Origin of the sequence: Rhizobium binae (genome assembly GCF_017357225.1) — a bacterium.
Lineage (GTDB): Bacteria > Pseudomonadota > Alphaproteobacteria > Rhizobiales > Rhizobiaceae > Rhizobium > Rhizobium binae.
In genome coordinates this window covers 356,598-372,347 of record NZ_CP071604.1, presented here as the reverse complement: position 1 = coordinate 372,347, position 15,750 = coordinate 356,598, and the positions used below count along the sequence as shown (strand labels likewise).

Sequence of the window (15,750 nt, the reverse complement as noted above, 5' to 3'; positions counted from 1 at the left end):
GGAGGCTCAGCCGCGCTTGCGCTCGATCGCGTCCCAGAGAAGGGCTGCGATATCGGCGCCGCCGAACTTCTTGACCTCGCGGATGCCGGTCGGCGAGGTGACGTTGATCTCGGTCATGTAGTCGCCGATCACGTCGATGCCGACGAGCAGGAAGCCGCGTTCCCTCAGCGCCGGGCCGATGCGTTCGCAGATTTCCTTTTCGCGCGGCGTCAGCTCGGTCGCCTCGGCGCGGCCGCCGACATGCATGTTGGAGCGGCTGTCGTGTTCGGCCGGCACGCGGTTGATGGCGCCGGCGAATTCGCCGTCGACCAGGATGATGCGCTTGTCGCCCTTGCGCACGTCGGGCAGATATTGCTGGGCGATGAAGGGCTCGCGGAACATCTGGCCGAACATTTCGAGCAGCGAGGAGAGATTGCGGTCGTCGCGGGTGGAGTGGAAGACGCCGGCGCCGCCATTGCCGTAGAGCGGCTTCAGGATGATGTCGCCCATCTCGTCGCGGAAGCGGCGGATTTCGGCCGGGTCCTTGGTGATCAGCGTCTTCGGCATCAGATCGGAAAATTCGGTGACGAAGATCTTCTCCGGCGAATTGCGCACCCAGGCCGGATCGTTGACGACGAGCGTCTTCGGATGGATGCGCTCGAGCAGATGGGTCGAGGTGATATAGGCCATGTCGAAGGGCGGATCCTGGCGCAGCAGCACAACATCCATGGTGGAGAGATCGACGCGCTCGGGCGCGCCGAGCTCGAAATGATCGCCCTTGACGTCGCGCAGCACCATCGGCTCGACGCTGGCAAAGAGCTTGCCGTCGCGGAAGCTCAGGCGTTCAGGGGTATAGTGGAACAGGCGGTAGCCGCGCGCCTGGGCTTCCAGGCTCATGGCGAAGGTGGAATCGCCTGCGATATTGATGCCGGCGACATGATCCATCTGGACCGCTACATTGGTGATCTTGGCCATTTCCGTCCCTCGCTGAATGCCGGACAGATGTAGGTCGGCCCGGTATCAAACGCAACGGTCAATCGGGGCTTGCCGCCGCCACCCCTCTTCAGGCGGCGATCCCCTGGTTGCCGTTGTTGCGCAGCAGGTTGCGCAGGCGATAGGCGATCGCCAAGGGCTTCGGGAAGGGCTTGCGCAGGAAGGCGACCTTGCGGACGTAACTGTCGACCCGCCAGCTTGCCCAGGTTCCGCCGGCGAAGAAGGCGACGTCGCCGGCGCACAAGGTTCGTTCGGTGCCGTCCTCGGCGGTGATATGGACCTCGCCTTCGAGGATCATCACCGTCTCGTCCCAGCCGAAAAACCAGCGGAATTCGCCTGCCGTGCAGTCCCAGATCGCCGTCAGCGAAGCCTCGTCATGGCCGCGCGAATGTTCGGCGGTGCGCGCTTGCGGATTGCCGCTGATGATCCAGTCCGAATTGATCGGCGTCGATTTCAGCGGCAGCAGGTCGCTTGCATGGGCGATGAAGGATTTCCCCGCCGGCTTCGCCACGGCATAAGGCACCGAACGCGCGGCCATGGCGACCGCACTTGCCAGCATCAGCTTCCAGGCCATGAAACAACCCCCAATTGTCACCCCTAAGCTCTTTGTATTTATGCATGTCGTTATCCCGGAACCGCGGCACACTTCCGGGCGACATGCATTGCGATTGCGATAGCAGAGAGTCGTAAGGAGCTGGTTCAAGCCGGCACTAAAATTTTAACAATCCGAAAAACCGTGGGCCGGAATCGCTAAAACGCATCCGGAAAGTGACGCGGCAGCCGGCCGGGGGTGACCGCGACGATATCGTAGCGCTGGGAAAGACGGGCCCGATCGGCCTGGCGGGCGAGCCAGAGATCGCTTGCTGCCCGTATCCGCTTCTGCGCGGCGGCGGAAACGGCGTCGACCGCGGCAGCCTCGCCATGGCGGGCCTTGACCTCGACGAAGACGGCGAGATCGCCCTTGCGGGCGACGATATCGATCTCGCCGAGCCGGGTGCGGTGGCGCAGCGCCAGGATGCGATAGCCCTTCAACATCAGAAAGACGGCAGCGACATATTCCGACACCAGGCCGCGGCGCAGCGCCTTTCTTCTGATGGCGGTGAGGTCGTTATCGCCCATCGGCGCCCTTCATCTCCAAGAGGCGCTGATAGAGCGCCTTGCGCGGCAGCCCGGTGAGACGAGCCGCTTCGGTTGCGGCCTTTGCGGTCGGCATCGTCTTCGAGAGATCGGCGAGCACGGCCTCGACGTCGGCCTCCGGCGTTGCCACCGGCTGCGGCGGACCGACGACGAGAACGATCTCGCCCTTGACGTTGTCCACCTCCTGATAATGGGCGGCGAGCTCCGCCAGCGTGCCGCGGCGGAACTCCTCATAGGTCTTGGTCAGCTCGCGGCAGACGGAGGCCGGCCGCGTGCCGCCCAGCACATCGGCGGCCGCGAGGAGCGTGGCAGCGATGCGATGCGGCGATTCAAAGAAGATCAGCGTCGCGGGAGCGGCGGTGAATTCGCCGAGACGGTCGCGGCGCGCCTTGTCTTTGGCCGGCAGAAAACCGGCGAAGAGGAAGGCGTCGTTCGGTAGGCCGGAGCCGACAAGTGCTGCAAGCGGCGCCGAGGCGCCGGGGATCGGGACGACACGGTAGCCCGCTGCAATCGCCTGCTGTGCCAGCCGATAGCCGGGATCGGAAACCAGCGGCGTGCCGGCATCCGACACCAGCGCCACCGAGCGGCCGGCCTCGAGCGCCTGGATGAGCCGCGGGCCGGCCTCGTCGGCATTGTGCTCGTGATAGGCGAAGGGGCGGTTCTGGATGCCGTAGCGGTCGAGCAGAACGCGGGTGACGCGCGTATCCTCGCAGGCGAGCACGTCGGCGCCGGCCAGCGTTTCCAGGGCACGCAGCGTGATGTCGCCGAGATTGCCGATCGGGGTCGCGACCAGATAGAGCGCCGGCTCGAGTGGCCGCGCCGGCACTGCCATATTGTGCAGGCGAAAGCTTCGCCGCGTGGCCGCCTCCGCCGTCGTTTCCTCGTTCATGCCGTTTGCTTTCGTCCCGCCGTCGTCGAACCTCTATGGGGAACCTTTATGGGCGAGCCGCACCGCTTCGGCAAGGGTTCGGATTTCTGTGAGGATTGCTCCGGAAAACCTGAAATGCGGGCCTCCCACCGCCCATGCCTCTTGCAAACCGGTGCTGAAGTCTGCCATTTTGCCCGTCCACTCCCCCGACCTCAATCGGGAAAGCATTCTTCGGGTGCTCGATGCGCCCGGACAGTCACGGTCGAAAGCGGTAGCATCCCATGCGTATTACTATTGAGCGGTCAAACCTGTTGAAATCGCTGAACCACGTCCACCGCGTGGTCGAACGTCGCAATACGATCCCGATCCTGTCCAACGTACTGCTCAAGGCCGACGGCCAGAACCTCGACATGAAGGCGACCGACCTCGACCTCGAAATCACCGAGGCGACGCCTGCTAGCGTCGAGCAGGCCGGCGCCACCACCGTGCCCGCCCATCTTCTCTACGACATCGTGCGCAAGCTGCCCGACGGCTCGGAAGTGCTGCTGGCCACCAGCACCGATGGCGGCTCGATGACGGTACAGTCCGGCCGCTCGAAATTCTCGCTGCAGTGCCTGCCGGAATCCGACTTCCCGGATCTGACCGCCGGCACCTTCACCCATTCCTTCAAGCTGAAGGCGACCGATCTGAAGATGCTGATCGACCGCACGCAGTTCGCAATCTCGACGGAGGAGACGCGGTATTACCTCAACGGCATCTTCTTCCATACGATCGAGAGCAAGGGCGAGCTGAAGCTTCGGGCGGTCGCGACCGACGGCCACCGGCTGGCGCGCGCCGACGTCGACGCGCCCTCCGGCTCGGAGGGCATGCCGGGCATCATCATTCCGCGCAAGACGGTCGGCGAACTGCAGAAGCTGGTCGACAATCCGGACGCGGTCGTCACGGTCGAGGTTTCCGACGCCAAGATCCGCATGACGATCGGCTCGATCGTCCTGACCTCGAAACTGATCGACGGCACCTTCCCGGACTATCAGCGCGTCATCCCGACCGGCAACGACAAGGAAATGCGCGTCGACTGCACCACCTTCGCCCAAGCCGTCGACCGCGTCTCGACCATCTCCTCCGAGCGCGGCCGCGCCGTGAAGCTGGCGCTGTCCGAGGGGCAACTGATGCTGACCGTCAACAATCCCGATTCCGGCAGCGCCACCGAAGAAGTCGCCGTCGGCTACGACACGGATGCAATGGAAATCGGCTTCAACGCCAAATATCTGCTCGACATCACCGCGCAGCTTTCCGGCGAGGAAGCGATCTTCCTGCTGGCTGATGCCGGATCGCCGACGCTGATCCGCGACACGGCCGGCGACGATGCCCTTTACGTGCTGATGCCGATGCGCGTCTGACGGGAACGAAGGCCGCCTGCCATTGTTTTCCTCCTGTCAAAACGGGAGGATCTGCTCATGAAAAAGACCGGAACTGTGCGCATCGGCATATCCGGCTGGACCTATGCGCCCTGGCGCGGCCAATTCTATCCCAAGGGCCTGCCGCAGAAGCACGAGCTTTCCTACGCCGCCCGGCATTTCCCTTCGATCGAGATCAACGGCACTTTCTACGGATTGCAGCGGCCTGAAAGCTTCGGCCGCTGGCGGGACGAAACGCCCGAGGATTTCGTCTTCGCGGTCAAGGGCTCGCGCTTCATCACTCATATGAAGCGGTTGCAGGAGATCGAGACACCGCTTGCCAATTTCTTCGCCTCCGGCCTGCTGCGGCTCGGCCCCAAGCTCGGGCCCATCCTCTGGCAGTTTCCGCCGAACATGGCCTTCGACGCTGCGCTTTTCGAAACCTTCCTGTCGCTGCTGCCGCATGACTGCGATGCCGCGATCGCGCTGGCGAAACGCCATGACGGCCGCCTCAAAGGGCGCGCCTGGCTCAAAAGCGACACCGATCAGCCGATCCGCCATGCTTTCGAGATCCGCCATGACAGCTTCCGCTCGGCAGCCTTCATCGAGATGCTGAGGCGTCACAACGTCGCGCTCGTTTGCGCCGACACGGTGGAATGGCCGCTGTTGATGGACATCACCGCCGATTTCATCTATTGCCGCCTGCATGGTTCCGAGCAGCTCTATGTCAGCGGCTATGAAGATGAAGCGCTCGATCTGTGGGCCGAGCGCATTCGCGCCTGGGGAACCGGTGGGGAACCGGAACGTGCGACGCGGGTGCTTGCGCCCCTGCCGTCGCGCAGGAAGGGCCGCGACGTCTATCTCTATTTCGACAATACCGACAAGAAGCTGCGCGCGCCCGTCGATGCCGATCACCTCAGTGAAAGGCTTGCCGACCTTTTGCCTCGCTCCGACCGAAAGGCCGCATGAGCTGTTGATGTCCGGTGTCGTCGTTGCGAAAATTCTTGTCCTGACAGCGACAAAGAGCATATTAACACAGTCGGTCAACATGCGGATGGGTGGAGAAGAATGCGCTTACCGGTCAAGGTGAAGGAACATTTCGGGAAGAGATTCGATGAGGAGATCCGCTTCTTCCGTGGCATGATGCAGGGGCCGAAGACGGTGGGCTCGATCGTGCCGACCTCCTCGATCACCGCCAAGCGCATGGCCAGCGTCATCGATATGCATTCGGGGCTGCCGGTCCTCGAACTCGGGCCGGGCACGGGCGCCATCACCAAAGCGATCCTCGGCCGTGGCGTGAAGCCGGACAATCTGGTCGCGATCGAATATTCGACGGATTTCCACCAGCATCTGCTGCGAACCTATCCCGGCGTGCACTTCATCAACGGGGACGCCTTCGATCTCAAGACGACGCTTGGCGCCTTCGGCGACCAGACCTTCGATTGCGTCATCTCCTGCATTCCGCTGCTGAACTTCCCGATGGCGATGCGCATCTCGCTCTTGGAAAGCCTGCTCGACCGCCTGCCGCCCGGCCGGCCGGTGGTGCAGATCTCCTATGGCGCGATCTCGCCGATCGCCGCCAATCCCGATCGCTACCATATCCAGCATTTCGACTTCGTCATGCGCAACATTCCGCCGGCGCAGCTCTGGATCTACAGACGCGGCTGAAATGTTCGGGATCTATATCACCCATCCGCAAGTCAGGATCGATCCCAACGTGCCGGTGCCGAAATGGGGGCTTTCCGATCTCGGCGCCGCCCGCGCCCGAAAGGCGGCCGAAAGCGGCTGGGCAAGGCAATTGCAACGCATCGTCTCCAGCGACGAGACGAAGGCGATCGAGACGGCCGAAATCCTGGCGGAAGCGTCCGGCGTGACGATCGAGATCGTCCACGGCATGCACGAGAACGACCGTTCGGCCACCGGCTTCCTGCCGCCGCCGCAATTCGAAGAGGCGGCAAACTGGTTCTTCGCCCACCCGGAAGAGAGCTTCAAGGGCTGGGAGCGCGCCGTCGACGCGCAGGCCCGCATCGTCGAGGCGGTGGACGCCGTTCTGGCTGCGCATGATGCGGCAGCGCCGATCGCCTTCGTCGGCCATGGCGGCGTCGGCACGCTGCTCAAATGTCATCTAGCCGGCAGACCCATCTCCCGCGACCGCGACCAGCCGGGCGGCGGCGGCAATCTCTATGCTTTCGGCCTTGCGGATCGCCTCTTATCATGCGACTGGACACCCATCGAAGACTGGCGGGGGTGAGTTGAAATGGACGCACGCGAGCGGTTGATCGTCGGCCTGGATGTTCCAGCGATCGGCGAGGCGGAGAAACTGGTTTCCACGCTCGGCGACGACATCCTCTTCTATAAGATAGGCTATCAGCTGGTTTTTGCCGGCGGCCTGGAGTTTGCCCGCGATCTTGCCGCAAGCGGCAAGAAGATCTTTCTCGACATGAAGCTGCTCGACATCGACAACACTGTCGCCTCGGGTGTCGAAAACATCGCCAGGATGGGCATGTCGATGCTGACGCTGCATGCTTATCCCAAGGCGATGCGGGCGGCGGTGGAGGCCGCGGCCGGCTCCGGCCTCTGTCTGCTCGGCGTCACCGTGCTGACCTCGATGGATGCAGAGGATCTCGTCGAGGCCGGCTACAGCCAGGATCCGCACAGCCTGGTGCTGCGCCGCGCCGAACAGGCGCGCGCCGCCGGCATGGGCGGTATCGTCTGTTCGGCAGCGGAAGCGGCCGAAGTGCGCGAGGTCCTCGGACCCGACATGGCGATCGTCACCCCCGGCATTCGCCCGACCGGCAGCGACCATGGCGACCAGAAGCGGGTGATGACGCCTTTCGATGCGCTGAAGGCGGGGGCCACCCACCTCGTCGTCGCCCGACCGATCGTCAAGGCGCCAGACCCCAGAGAAGCCGCCCGCGCCGTCCTCAACGAGATGGTCGGCGCGCTCTGGCCGGCAAACCGCTGACGAGAACCAAAGGGAGAAGATCATGACCAAGGGATACTGGATTGCCCGCGTCGACGTTCGCGATGCCGAGCGCTACAAGGATTACGTGGCGGCGGCCAAACCCGCCTTTGAGAAATACGGCGCCAATTTCCTGGCGCGCGGCGGCGCGATCACCGAGCTCGAAGGCAAGGCGCGCGCCCGCAACGTCGTGATCGAATTCCCCTCGATGCAGCATGCCGTCGACTGCTACAATTCACCGGAATACCAGATCGCCGCCAAAATCCGCCAGGAAGTGGCGGATGCGGAAATGGTCGTCGTCGAAGGAATCTGAACGACTTCGCACCTGCAAAACTCACGGCGCGATGGGCCTTCCCGTCGCGCCGGGATTGGGCTAAGACGGGTGCCGATACAGCATTCCGCACAGCCTTTCGAGGAGCCTGCCATGACCCTTGCCAACCTGCCGCCGCTCGTCACCGTGTTCGGAGGGTCCGGCTTCGTGGGCAGGCACGTGGTTCGGGCGCTGGCCAAGCGCGGTTATCGCATTCGCGTCGCGGTGCGCCGCCCCGATCTCGCCGGCTTCCTGCAGCCGCTCGGCAATGTCGGCCAGATTTCCTTCGTGCAGGCGAACCTGCGCTACCGCAACTCGATCGACCGCGCCGTCGACGGGGCAAGCCACGTCGTCAACTGCGTCGGCATTCTGCACGAGACCGGCCGCAACACCTTCGACGCGGTGCAGGAATTCGGCGCCCGCGCGGTCGCCGAGGCGGCGCGCAATGCCGGCGCGACGCTGACCCATATTTCGGCGATCGGCGCCGATCCCAATTCCGATTCGGATTATGGCCGCACCAAGGGCCGCGCCGAAGCCGCCATCCTTTCCATCAAGCCGGATGCGGTGATCTTCCGTCCGTCGATCGTCTTCGGGCCGGAAGACAGCTTCTTCAACAAATTTGCCGACATGGCGCGCATGTCGCCGGTCCTGCCGCTGGTCGGCGGGGGCAAGACGAAGTTCCAGCCGGTGTACGTCGAGGATGTCGCCGAGGCCGTCGCCCGCGCCGTCGACGGCAAGGTCCGCGTAGGCAAGGTCTATGAACTTGGCGGGCCCGAAGTGCTGAGCTTCCGCGAATGTCTCGAGATGATGCTGAAGGTGACGAGCCGCAAGAACCCGCTCGTCTCCCTGCCCTTCGGCATCGCGTCGATGATCGGCAGCATCGCCTCGCTGATCCCCTTCGTGGCACCGCCGATCACCCCGGATCAGGTGCGTCTTCTCAAGCGCGACAATGTCGTCTCCGCAGAAGCAGAAGCGGAAGGCCGCACGCTCAAGGGTCTCGGCATTGCGCCGACCATGGCCGCATCGGTGCTTGAATCCTACCTGGTGCAGTATCGTCCGCACGGCCAGTACACCGGCTCCGGCAAGGCTGCCTGAACAACTTTTTGCCTTCGACATCGCGCCGTTCGCGCATAGCGCGGACGGCATTTTGCGTGTTCGCCGGAAGCAATGCCGGCGCAATTTTCAAATGTTGTTGTTCCGATCATATCAACTGCAGTTGCATAAAAGACGCAGCGGAAATTTTGTGGAATTAACGCCAAATTTAGCGGGAACGTTTATTGCTATTTGCCATTCCACTGACTACCAAACCCCGCGCGTCTTCAAAGGACTCAACGCCTGCGAAAGGCGTGCGGCAATCACTGTGAAAGGCAATACTCGATGGGCAAGTCAATCGCGCTCCTGTTTGCGTGTGCGGCGCTGGTTATCCTTGCAGGCTCCTTCGTTGCGTCCGGTTCGGTCGCCGCGGTAAAGGGTGGTTGCTCGCCGGCCTACGGCGTCGATCCTTGCTCGACGGCTTCGATCCGCCATTGACGAAAAGGCCGGCTTTGACTCCGGCCCGATAAAGACAAATAGCGGCCGGAGCGTCTGACCCAGGACGTTCCCAAATGAACGCTCGGTCTTGCCCGCTTCAAACAGCGGATGCTTACCCTCTAAAATATTGCCGGCTGAAACCTGCGCCTGCGCGCAAGTCTCGTCGCGACATCCGATGGCAATTGCACCCGCGCCTGGGAGATGCGCGAATGCAATGCGAGGGGAATGGCTCAGGCGATCAGGCCGGTGGTGGCCATGCCGAGCAGCAGGACACCGAGAATGATGCGGTAGATCGCAAACAGCGTAAACCGGTTGCTCCTGATATAGGCGAGCAGCCATTTGACCGCGATGAAAGCGACGATCGTGGAAACGATGAAGGCGATGCCGAGCGCGGTCCAGTCTTCGCCTGCCGCGCCGCCATCCTTGAAGGTCTTCAGCAGTTCGTACCCGCTGGCGGCATACATTGTGGGAATGCCGACGAGAAAGGCGAATTCCGTCGCAGCGGCGCGGTTGCCGGTGCCGGCGAGCATGGCGACGAAGATCGTGGCGCCCGAGCGCGATGTTCCCGGAAAGACGCCGGCAACGATCTGGGCGATGCCGACCAGGATGGCGACGAGCCAGGTGATCTCCTTATGCGGCGCCTTGCGCGCTGCCGCCCATTCGGCAAAGATCATCCAGATGCCGCCGATGATCAGCGCCCAGGCGATTGGGGTCGCGGTCTCCGGCAGTTCAAAGCCGAGCTTCTTGACGACGAGTCCGAGAATGGCGGTGATGAGGAAGGCGACGATCAGCTTGGCGGCATAGTCGCGATTCTCAGGCTCGCGCCAGCCGAGCACCAGATCGAGCAGGCGACGCCAGTAGATGATGGTGACGGCGAGGATGGCGCCGGCCTGAATGACGATGTTGAACATGTCCGACCGGTGGCCGAGCCATTGCTCCGCAATGATGAGATGGCCGGTGCTCGAGATCGGCAGAAACTCGGTGATCCCCTCGACGACACCGAGAATGGCAGCATTGATATAGTCCATAAATTGTCTCCGGTTTAAAGGTCAGTCGGACTTGAACAGCGCTTGAGCCGATCAGGCGCTGCATTTATCCTCATATGCAAGACGGCTGTTTTGTCCCTTGTCAGATGGCGTGAAAGCCGATTCGCTTGTATTGGCCGGGCCAAGCTCCTATAGCTTCAACCAATGAGTCACGACTAAGGCGCTATAAACGAGCTGCCACACAGTCCTGTAACAGCAATTATAAAGCCCGAGTATCGATGCCCACGCTTTATCATCATCCCATGTCATCCGCATCTCGCTTCGTCCGGCTGATCCTGGCCGAATACGGCTATCAGGCGGACCTGATCGAGGAGCAGACATGGGAGAAGCGCCGCGATTTCCTGGCGCTCAATCCGGCCGGCACGCTGCCGGTCTATGTCGACGACAGCATGCGCGCGCTCTGCGGCGCGACCGTCATTTCCGAATATCTGGACGAGACGCACGGCGTGTTGAAGCGCGACCGGCGACTGCTTGCCGAGGACCCTTTCCAGCGGGCGGAAATACGCCGGCTGAGCGAATGGTTCATGCAGAAAATGGAAAACGACGTGACGAAGCCGCTCGCCCGCGAGCGTGTCTACAAGTTGCAGATGACCGCCGATCAGGGCGGCGGAGCGCCGGATTCCAAGATTTTGCGCACGGCTCGCGCGAATATCCGCCAGCATATGCGTTATCTCACCTGGCTTGCCGGCTCGCGTCAGTGGCTGGCGGGCGAGCGGATGAGCTATGCCGATCTTGCCGCCGCCGCCTCGATCTCGATCCTCGATTATCTCGGCGAAATTGAGTGGGCCGAGGCCCCGGTCGTCAAGGAGTGGTACCAGCGGCTGAAATCGCGCCCCTCCTTCCGGCCGATGCTGACCGAGCGGGTGCGCGGCCTGACCCCGGTTTCGCATTATGCCGATCTGGATTTCTGACGAGGGCGCTTGATGCCCGACAATGATGACAAAGAGCGCCGCCGCCGCGACAATTTGACCGAGTTCGTCCGGGCGGAATCCGCCGCCAAGGGGTTCGATCTCTGCCGAATCACCCGGCCGGATGCGATCCCTGAAGCGAAACAGCGCCTCGGCCAGTTCATCGATGCCGGACGCCACGGGACGATGGAGTGGATGGCGGAGACGCGCGAGCGGCGCGGCGATCCGCTGACGCTCTGGAGCGAGGTCCGGTCCGTCGTCGTCTTCGGCCTTAATTATGCTCCGGAGGAGGACCCGCGCGACATCCTCGACAAGCCGGACAGGGCGGCAATCTCCGTCTACGCCCGCAATCGCGATTATCACGACATCATCAAGGGCCGGTTGAAGGAGATCGCCACACGCTTTGCCGCACGCGCCGGCGCCGACGTGAAAGTGTTCGTCGATACCGCGCCTGTTATGGAAAAGCCCTTGGCGGCCGCCGCCGGCCTCGGCTGGCAGGGCAAACACACCAATCTCGTCAGCCGCACACATGGTTCCTGGCTGTTTCTCGGCACGATGTTCACCACCGCCGACCTCGTCACCGATGCGGCGGAGACCGATCATTGCGGCTCCTGCCGCGCCTGTCTCGACATCTGTCCGACGGCGGCCTTCCCGGCCCCCTATCAGATCGATGCACGCCGCTGCATCTCCTATCTCACCATCGAGCACAAGGGGCCGATCGACCCCGATCTCAGGCCACTGATCGGCAATCGCATCTATGGCTGTGACGACTGTCTTGCCGCCTGCCCCTGGAACAAGTTCGCGGCCTCTGCCTCCGAAATGAAGCTCAAGGCCCGGGAAGATATGAAGGAGCCGTCGCTCGCCTTTCTGCTGACGCTCGACGATGCCGCCTTCCGCGCCTTCTTCAGTGGTTCGCCGGTGAAGCGGATCGGCCGCGACCGCTTCGTCCGCAACGTGCTGATTGCTGCCGGCAATTCCGGCGAGAGGTCGCTTATTTCGCAATGCCGCCTGCTCACCGGCGATGCCTCGCCGGTGGTGCGGGGGATGGCGGTCTGGGCACTTTCAAGGCTGATGGCGGCTGGCGAATTCTCGGCCTTTGCCGCAGCACGGGCCGATGAAGGCGATGACGACGTACGCAACGAATGGCGGCTGGCGGGAGTGGGCTGATGCATGTGATGATCTTTGGCTGCGGTTTTTCCGGCACGGCGATCGCCAAGGCCTTCGCCGGCGAGGGCGTGCGCGTGTCCGGAACGACCCGTTCGGCAGAAAAGATGGAAGCGCTCCGCCGCGCCGGCATCGAGGCATTCCTGTTCGATGGCGAGACCATAGAAGAGGAACTTGTCCGGGCTTTGGCCGATGCCACCCATCTTGTGCAGTCGATCGCCCCCGGAAAGGCCGATCCGCTGCTGCGACTGCTCGATGAGGATGGCGCGCGCCTGCTGCCGAGGCTCGAATGGATCGGCTATCTCTCCACTGTCGGCGTCTATGGCGATCACAAAGGCGCATGGATCAACGAGGAAACACCCTGCGTGCCTGTCTCCGGACGGTCGAAGGAGCGGCTCGAAGCAGAAGAGGGATGGCTGGCGATGGGCGCGAGGCGCGGCGTGCCGGCAGCCGTTCTTCGGCTTTCAGGGATTTACGGGCCGGGCCGCAATGCCTTCTGCAACCTGGAAAGGGGCACGGCGCGGCGGCTGATCAAGAAGGACCAGGTCTTCAACCGCATCCGCGTCGAGGATATCGGCGCGGCGACGCGCTTCCTGTCGGAACGCGGGCTTGGCGGCATCTATAATGTTACCGACGACCGACCGGGGCCGCCTCAGGACGTGATCGTCGAAGCGGCACGCCTGATGGGTATCGAACCGCCGCCGGAACAGGCTTTCGAAACCGCCCAACTGACACCGATGGCGCGCTCCTTTTACGGCGAGAACAAACGGGTCTCGAATGCCAAGCTGAAGGCGGCCGGCTTCGAATTTTCCTTCCCGGAGTATCCGATGTCGCTCGCCCAATTGTGGCAGCGGGGACGCTGGCGCGGTTAAATCCGGGCCGGTCGAAGTGACTAGGGTTATCACCCAAATTGGGTAGGAAATTCCTACTTTGCGCTGTTGGCAGAACAATTCTCGCCGCATATCATGGTTAACAGCCTTTGAATTTGCGCAAATGTGGCGGGAAATATGACGAAGTCAGAAAAAATATTCCGTGATTTTTGTGAGAGCCGCGAAGTTTAAGGCTTTCTCGGAAAAATCATTTGAATTTTAGCTGATTTCATTGCGTTTTTTCCTCATCCTGCCATACGCGGCAAATTCTCATTTTTTATCAATGGCCTGAGGAATATTACATGCTGTAATATTCCGTGATCAGATGCGGCACCTTTTTGCCATTTTTCGACGGATTTAAGCCCCGCCGCCTGCAAGGGCGTGAGTTCAATAGTTGAGGGATACTCTGTTTTGAAGAAAATACGTCGTTCTATTATCGCTGCCGTAACTATTGCAGCCTGCTCTTCTATGCTTCCGGCGGAGAGCTATGCTGGGAATGGCTGCGGCGGTGCTTCATGGTACGCGCTTCACTCCAAAACTGCTTCCGGGGAACGTATGAACCCGGCCATCTTGACTGCCGCGCATCGTTCGCTGGCGTTCGGCACCAAGGTGAAGGTCACCAACCGCAACAATGGCCGCAGCGTCGTCGTCCGCATCAATGATCGCGGTCCGTTCATTCGTGGACGCGTCCTCGATCTGTCGCGCGCCGCCGCACAGAATATCGGCATGGTGAGCTCGGGCACGGCGAAGGTCTGCTACCAGGTGATCAGCTGAGAGGCTGACAACCGAAATGATCAGCTAAAAGCTGACAGCCGAGGTGATCAGCTGAGGCTGACAACCGAGGTGATCAGCTGAGGCGCACGGCGCCGCACAACCGGCTGCGCCCTGACCGGCGCTTGCTCTTGCCGCCAATCGCGGTTACCACGCGGTTGAAACTTGTCGACAATCCGCCCGGCCTGTGTGCGGATCGTTCACACGTCACGGCAACAGGAGATATGTAATGCGTCTGGGCGGCCGCCTCGAAGGGGCGATTTCTGTGCTCGCGGATATCGATGCCCGCAAGCGGCCCGTCGCCGACGCGCTCAAGGACTGGGGCCTTGCGCACCGCTTCGCCGGTTCCGGCGATCGTGCGGCGATCGGCAATATCGTCTATGACGCCTTGCGCATGCGGCTCTCTCATGCCTGGCTGATGGATGACGACAGCGCTGCGGCCATCGCCCACGCCGTCATGTTCCGCCAATGGGGCTTCACGCCCGATCGCCTTGCCGCCGAACTGGCCGACGACAAGTTTGCGCCGCCGCCGCTTGCAGCTGATGCCCTCGCCGCCTTTGCAAGCCGCTCGCTCGACGACGCGCCGCCGCATATCCGCGGCGATATTCCCGAGTGGATCCAACCCTCCTTCGAACAGGCCTTCGGCGCCGACTGGCTTGCCGAGGCACAGGCGCTCGCGGCGCGCCCGACACTCGATCTGCGCGCCAACATCCTGAAGTCCTCCCGCGACAAGGCCGTCAAGGCGCTCGAACGCGCCGGCGCGCGTGCTGCGAAGATTGCCCGCTACGGCATCCGGATTGCCGCCGGCGAAGGCGCCTCGCGCCTTCCCAACGTGACAGCCGAGCTTTCGTTCCAGAAAGGCTGGTTCGAAGTTCAGGATGAGGGTTCGCAGATCGTCGCCGACCTGGTGCTCGCCAGGGACGGTGAGCAGATTCTCGACTATTGCGCCGGCGGCGGCGGCAAGACGCTCGCCATGGCGGCCGCCATGCAGAACAAGGGACAGGTTCACGCCTATGACGCCGACCGGAAGCGGCTGGCGCCGATCATCGAGCGGCTGAAGCGGGCGGGCACGCGCAATGTCCAGGTGCATGACGACGCCCGAGGGCTTTCCGGCCTTGCCGGGCGCTGCGACAAGGTGCTGGTCGACGCGCCCTGTACCGGCACCGGCACATGGCGCCGCCGCCCCGATACGAAATGGCGGCTGACGGCGAAGAACCTCGACGAACGGACAGCCCAGCAGCAGGACGCGCTGGCGCAGGCGAGCGGCTTCATCAGACCGGGCGGCGAGTTGATCTATGTCACCTGCTCGGTTCTGCCTCAGGAAAACGAGGAGCAGGTGCGCCGCTTCGCCGCCGACAATCCCGATTTCCAGATCGTCAGCGCCTTGCCCGACTGGGACGCGCTCTTCGGCAGAGATGCCCCGCGGCCGCACTCGTCCGACGCCCTGACGGTGACGCTGACCCCGGCTTCCACCGACACAGACGGCTTCTTCTTCTGCCGCATGCAGCGCAAGGGCTGACGTCGCCAGCCGAAGACGTCAGGCTGCCGCTCGGCAATAGGGCAGCGCGCTAATCTTTCAGGCAATGCCCCCGAAAGAGGGGCGTATCCCCGTCTCCGTCCTTAAAATAATTCCAAACTAGAGTGTTTGACACCAGTTTACTTTTGCGCGAAGAGACGGGGCCGATTACAGCGCTGCGCGTCTTATCAGACGCGCAAAGGACGCTGTAACATTTTTGAATTGGCGCATCGTGCTTTCCGAAATCCGATTCCGATTTCGGGCCGATGCGCTCGACGGACGATCCGTCACAGGAGAGGA

The 15,750-nt window shown here is 62.6% G+C and carries 18 protein-coding genes; 13 read left to right on the top strand and 5 right to left on the bottom strand.

All coding sequences use genetic code 11. The annotated features are described in order from the left end of the window. Window positions 1–6 precede the first annotated feature (6 nt). The 4 genes from gshB to rsmI form a co-directional block, all read right to left on the bottom strand. On the bottom strand, window positions 7–954 hold the full coding sequence (gene gshB / locus J2J99_RS01815) for a glutathione synthase (RefSeq protein ID WP_168295368.1): 948 nt from the start codon (window positions 952–954) through the stop codon (window positions 7–9). A gap of 88 nt (window positions 955–1,042) precedes the next feature. Continuing rightward, entirely contained in the window at window positions 1,043–1,546 is a 504-nt protein-coding gene (locus tag J2J99_RS01810) for a cupin domain-containing protein (protein WP_168295369.1), read from the bottom strand. 176 nt (window positions 1,547–1,722) lie between these two features. Then, entirely contained in the window at window positions 1,723–2,091 is a 369-nt protein-coding gene (locus tag J2J99_RS01805; protein ID WP_168295370.1) for a YraN family protein, read from the bottom strand. Beyond that, window positions 2,081–2,998 (bottom strand): 16S rRNA (cytidine(1402)-2'-O)-methyltransferase, encoded by a 918-nt coding sequence (rsmI, locus tag J2J99_RS01800; RefSeq protein ID WP_168295371.1) that lies wholly within the window; start codon window positions 2,996–2,998, stop codon window positions 2,081–2,083. The genes J2J99_RS01805 and rsmI overlap by 11 nt, the downstream gene beginning before the upstream one ends. Window positions 2,999–3,258: 260 nt before the next feature. Here rsmI and dnaN point away from each other — a divergent pair, with 260 nt between their 5' ends. From dnaN to J2J99_RS01760, 8 genes are all read left to right on the top strand, one after another. Next, window positions 3,259–4,377, top strand: coding sequence for a DNA polymerase III subunit beta (dnaN, locus tag J2J99_RS01795; RefSeq protein ID WP_168295372.1), 1,119 nt, complete (start codon window positions 3,259–3,261; stop codon window positions 4,375–4,377). Window positions 4,378–4,434: 57 nt separating this feature from the next. Further along, the gene (locus J2J99_RS01790; RefSeq protein WP_168295373.1) at window positions 4,435–5,343 is read left to right on the top strand and encodes a DUF72 domain-containing protein; all 909 of its coding nucleotides are present in this window, start codon (window positions 4,435–4,437) and stop codon (window positions 5,341–5,343) included. Between the two features lie 99 nt (window positions 5,344–5,442). Continuing rightward, window positions 5,443–6,042, top strand: a complete 600-nt coding sequence (gene pmtA, locus J2J99_RS01785) for a phospholipid N-methyltransferase PmtA (protein WP_168295374.1) — start codon at window positions 5,443–5,445, stop codon at window positions 6,040–6,042. A 1-nt stretch (window position 6,043) separates the two neighbouring features. Then, window positions 6,044–6,625 carry a histidine phosphatase family protein gene (locus J2J99_RS01780; RefSeq protein WP_168295376.1) on the top strand — a complete coding sequence of 194 codons (582 nt, stop codon included), beginning with the start codon at window positions 6,044–6,046 and terminating at the stop codon, window positions 6,623–6,625. A 6-nt stretch (window positions 6,626–6,631) separates the two neighbouring features. Further along, the gene (pyrF, locus tag J2J99_RS01775; protein WP_168295378.1) at window positions 6,632–7,339 is read left to right on the top strand and encodes an orotidine-5'-phosphate decarboxylase; all 708 of its coding nucleotides are present in this window, start codon (window positions 6,632–6,634) and stop codon (window positions 7,337–7,339) included. A 22-nt stretch (window positions 7,340–7,361) separates the two neighbouring features. Next, on the top strand, window positions 7,362–7,649 hold the full coding sequence (locus J2J99_RS01770; protein ID WP_168295380.1) for a DUF1330 domain-containing protein: 288 nt from the start codon (window positions 7,362–7,364) through the stop codon (window positions 7,647–7,649). A gap of 111 nt (window positions 7,650–7,760) precedes the next feature. Further along, on the top strand, window positions 7,761–8,741 hold the full coding sequence (locus J2J99_RS01765) for a complex I NDUFA9 subunit family protein (protein WP_168295382.1): 981 nt from the start codon (window positions 7,761–7,763) through the stop codon (window positions 8,739–8,741). A gap of 282 nt (window positions 8,742–9,023) precedes the next feature. After that, window positions 9,024–9,176, top strand: a complete 153-nt coding sequence (locus J2J99_RS01760) for a hypothetical protein (RefSeq protein WP_168295384.1) — start codon at window positions 9,024–9,026, stop codon at window positions 9,174–9,176. Between the two features lie 230 nt (window positions 9,177–9,406). Here the strand turns inward: J2J99_RS01760 and J2J99_RS01755 are convergent, their stop codons facing one another. Continuing rightward, entirely contained in the window at window positions 9,407–10,204 is a 798-nt protein-coding gene (locus tag J2J99_RS01755) for an undecaprenyl-diphosphate phosphatase (protein WP_168295385.1), read from the bottom strand. Between the two features lie 236 nt (window positions 10,205–10,440). Between J2J99_RS01755 and J2J99_RS01750 the strand changes: the two genes are divergently transcribed. The 5 genes from J2J99_RS01750 (at window position 10,441) to J2J99_RS01730 (ending at window position 15,453) form a co-directional block, all read left to right on the top strand. Next, a complete protein-coding gene (locus tag J2J99_RS01750) occupies window positions 10,441–11,133 on the top strand; it encodes a glutathione S-transferase family protein (protein ID WP_016735022.1) in 693 nt (230 codons plus the stop codon). Between the two features lie 12 nt (window positions 11,134–11,145). Next, window positions 11,146–12,297, top strand: coding sequence for a tRNA epoxyqueuosine(34) reductase QueG (queG, locus tag J2J99_RS01745; protein ID WP_168295386.1), 1,152 nt, complete (start codon window positions 11,146–11,148; stop codon window positions 12,295–12,297). After that, window positions 12,297–13,166, top strand: a complete 870-nt coding sequence (locus tag J2J99_RS01740; protein ID WP_168295387.1) for an SDR family oxidoreductase — start codon at window positions 12,297–12,299, stop codon at window positions 13,164–13,166. The genes queG and J2J99_RS01740 overlap by 1 nt, the downstream gene beginning before the upstream one ends. 408 nt (window positions 13,167–13,574) lie before the next feature. Beyond that, window positions 13,575–13,937 (top strand): septal ring lytic transglycosylase RlpA family protein, encoded by a 363-nt coding sequence (locus J2J99_RS01735; RefSeq protein ID WP_168295388.1) that lies wholly within the window; start codon window positions 13,575–13,577, stop codon window positions 13,935–13,937. 226 nt (window positions 13,938–14,163) lie between these two features. After that, window positions 14,164–15,453 carry an RsmB/NOP family class I SAM-dependent RNA methyltransferase gene (locus J2J99_RS01730; protein ID WP_168295390.1) on the top strand — a complete coding sequence of 430 codons (1,290 nt, stop codon included), beginning with the start codon at window positions 14,164–14,166 and terminating at the stop codon, window positions 15,451–15,453. Window positions 15,454–15,750: the final 297 nt, after the last annotated feature.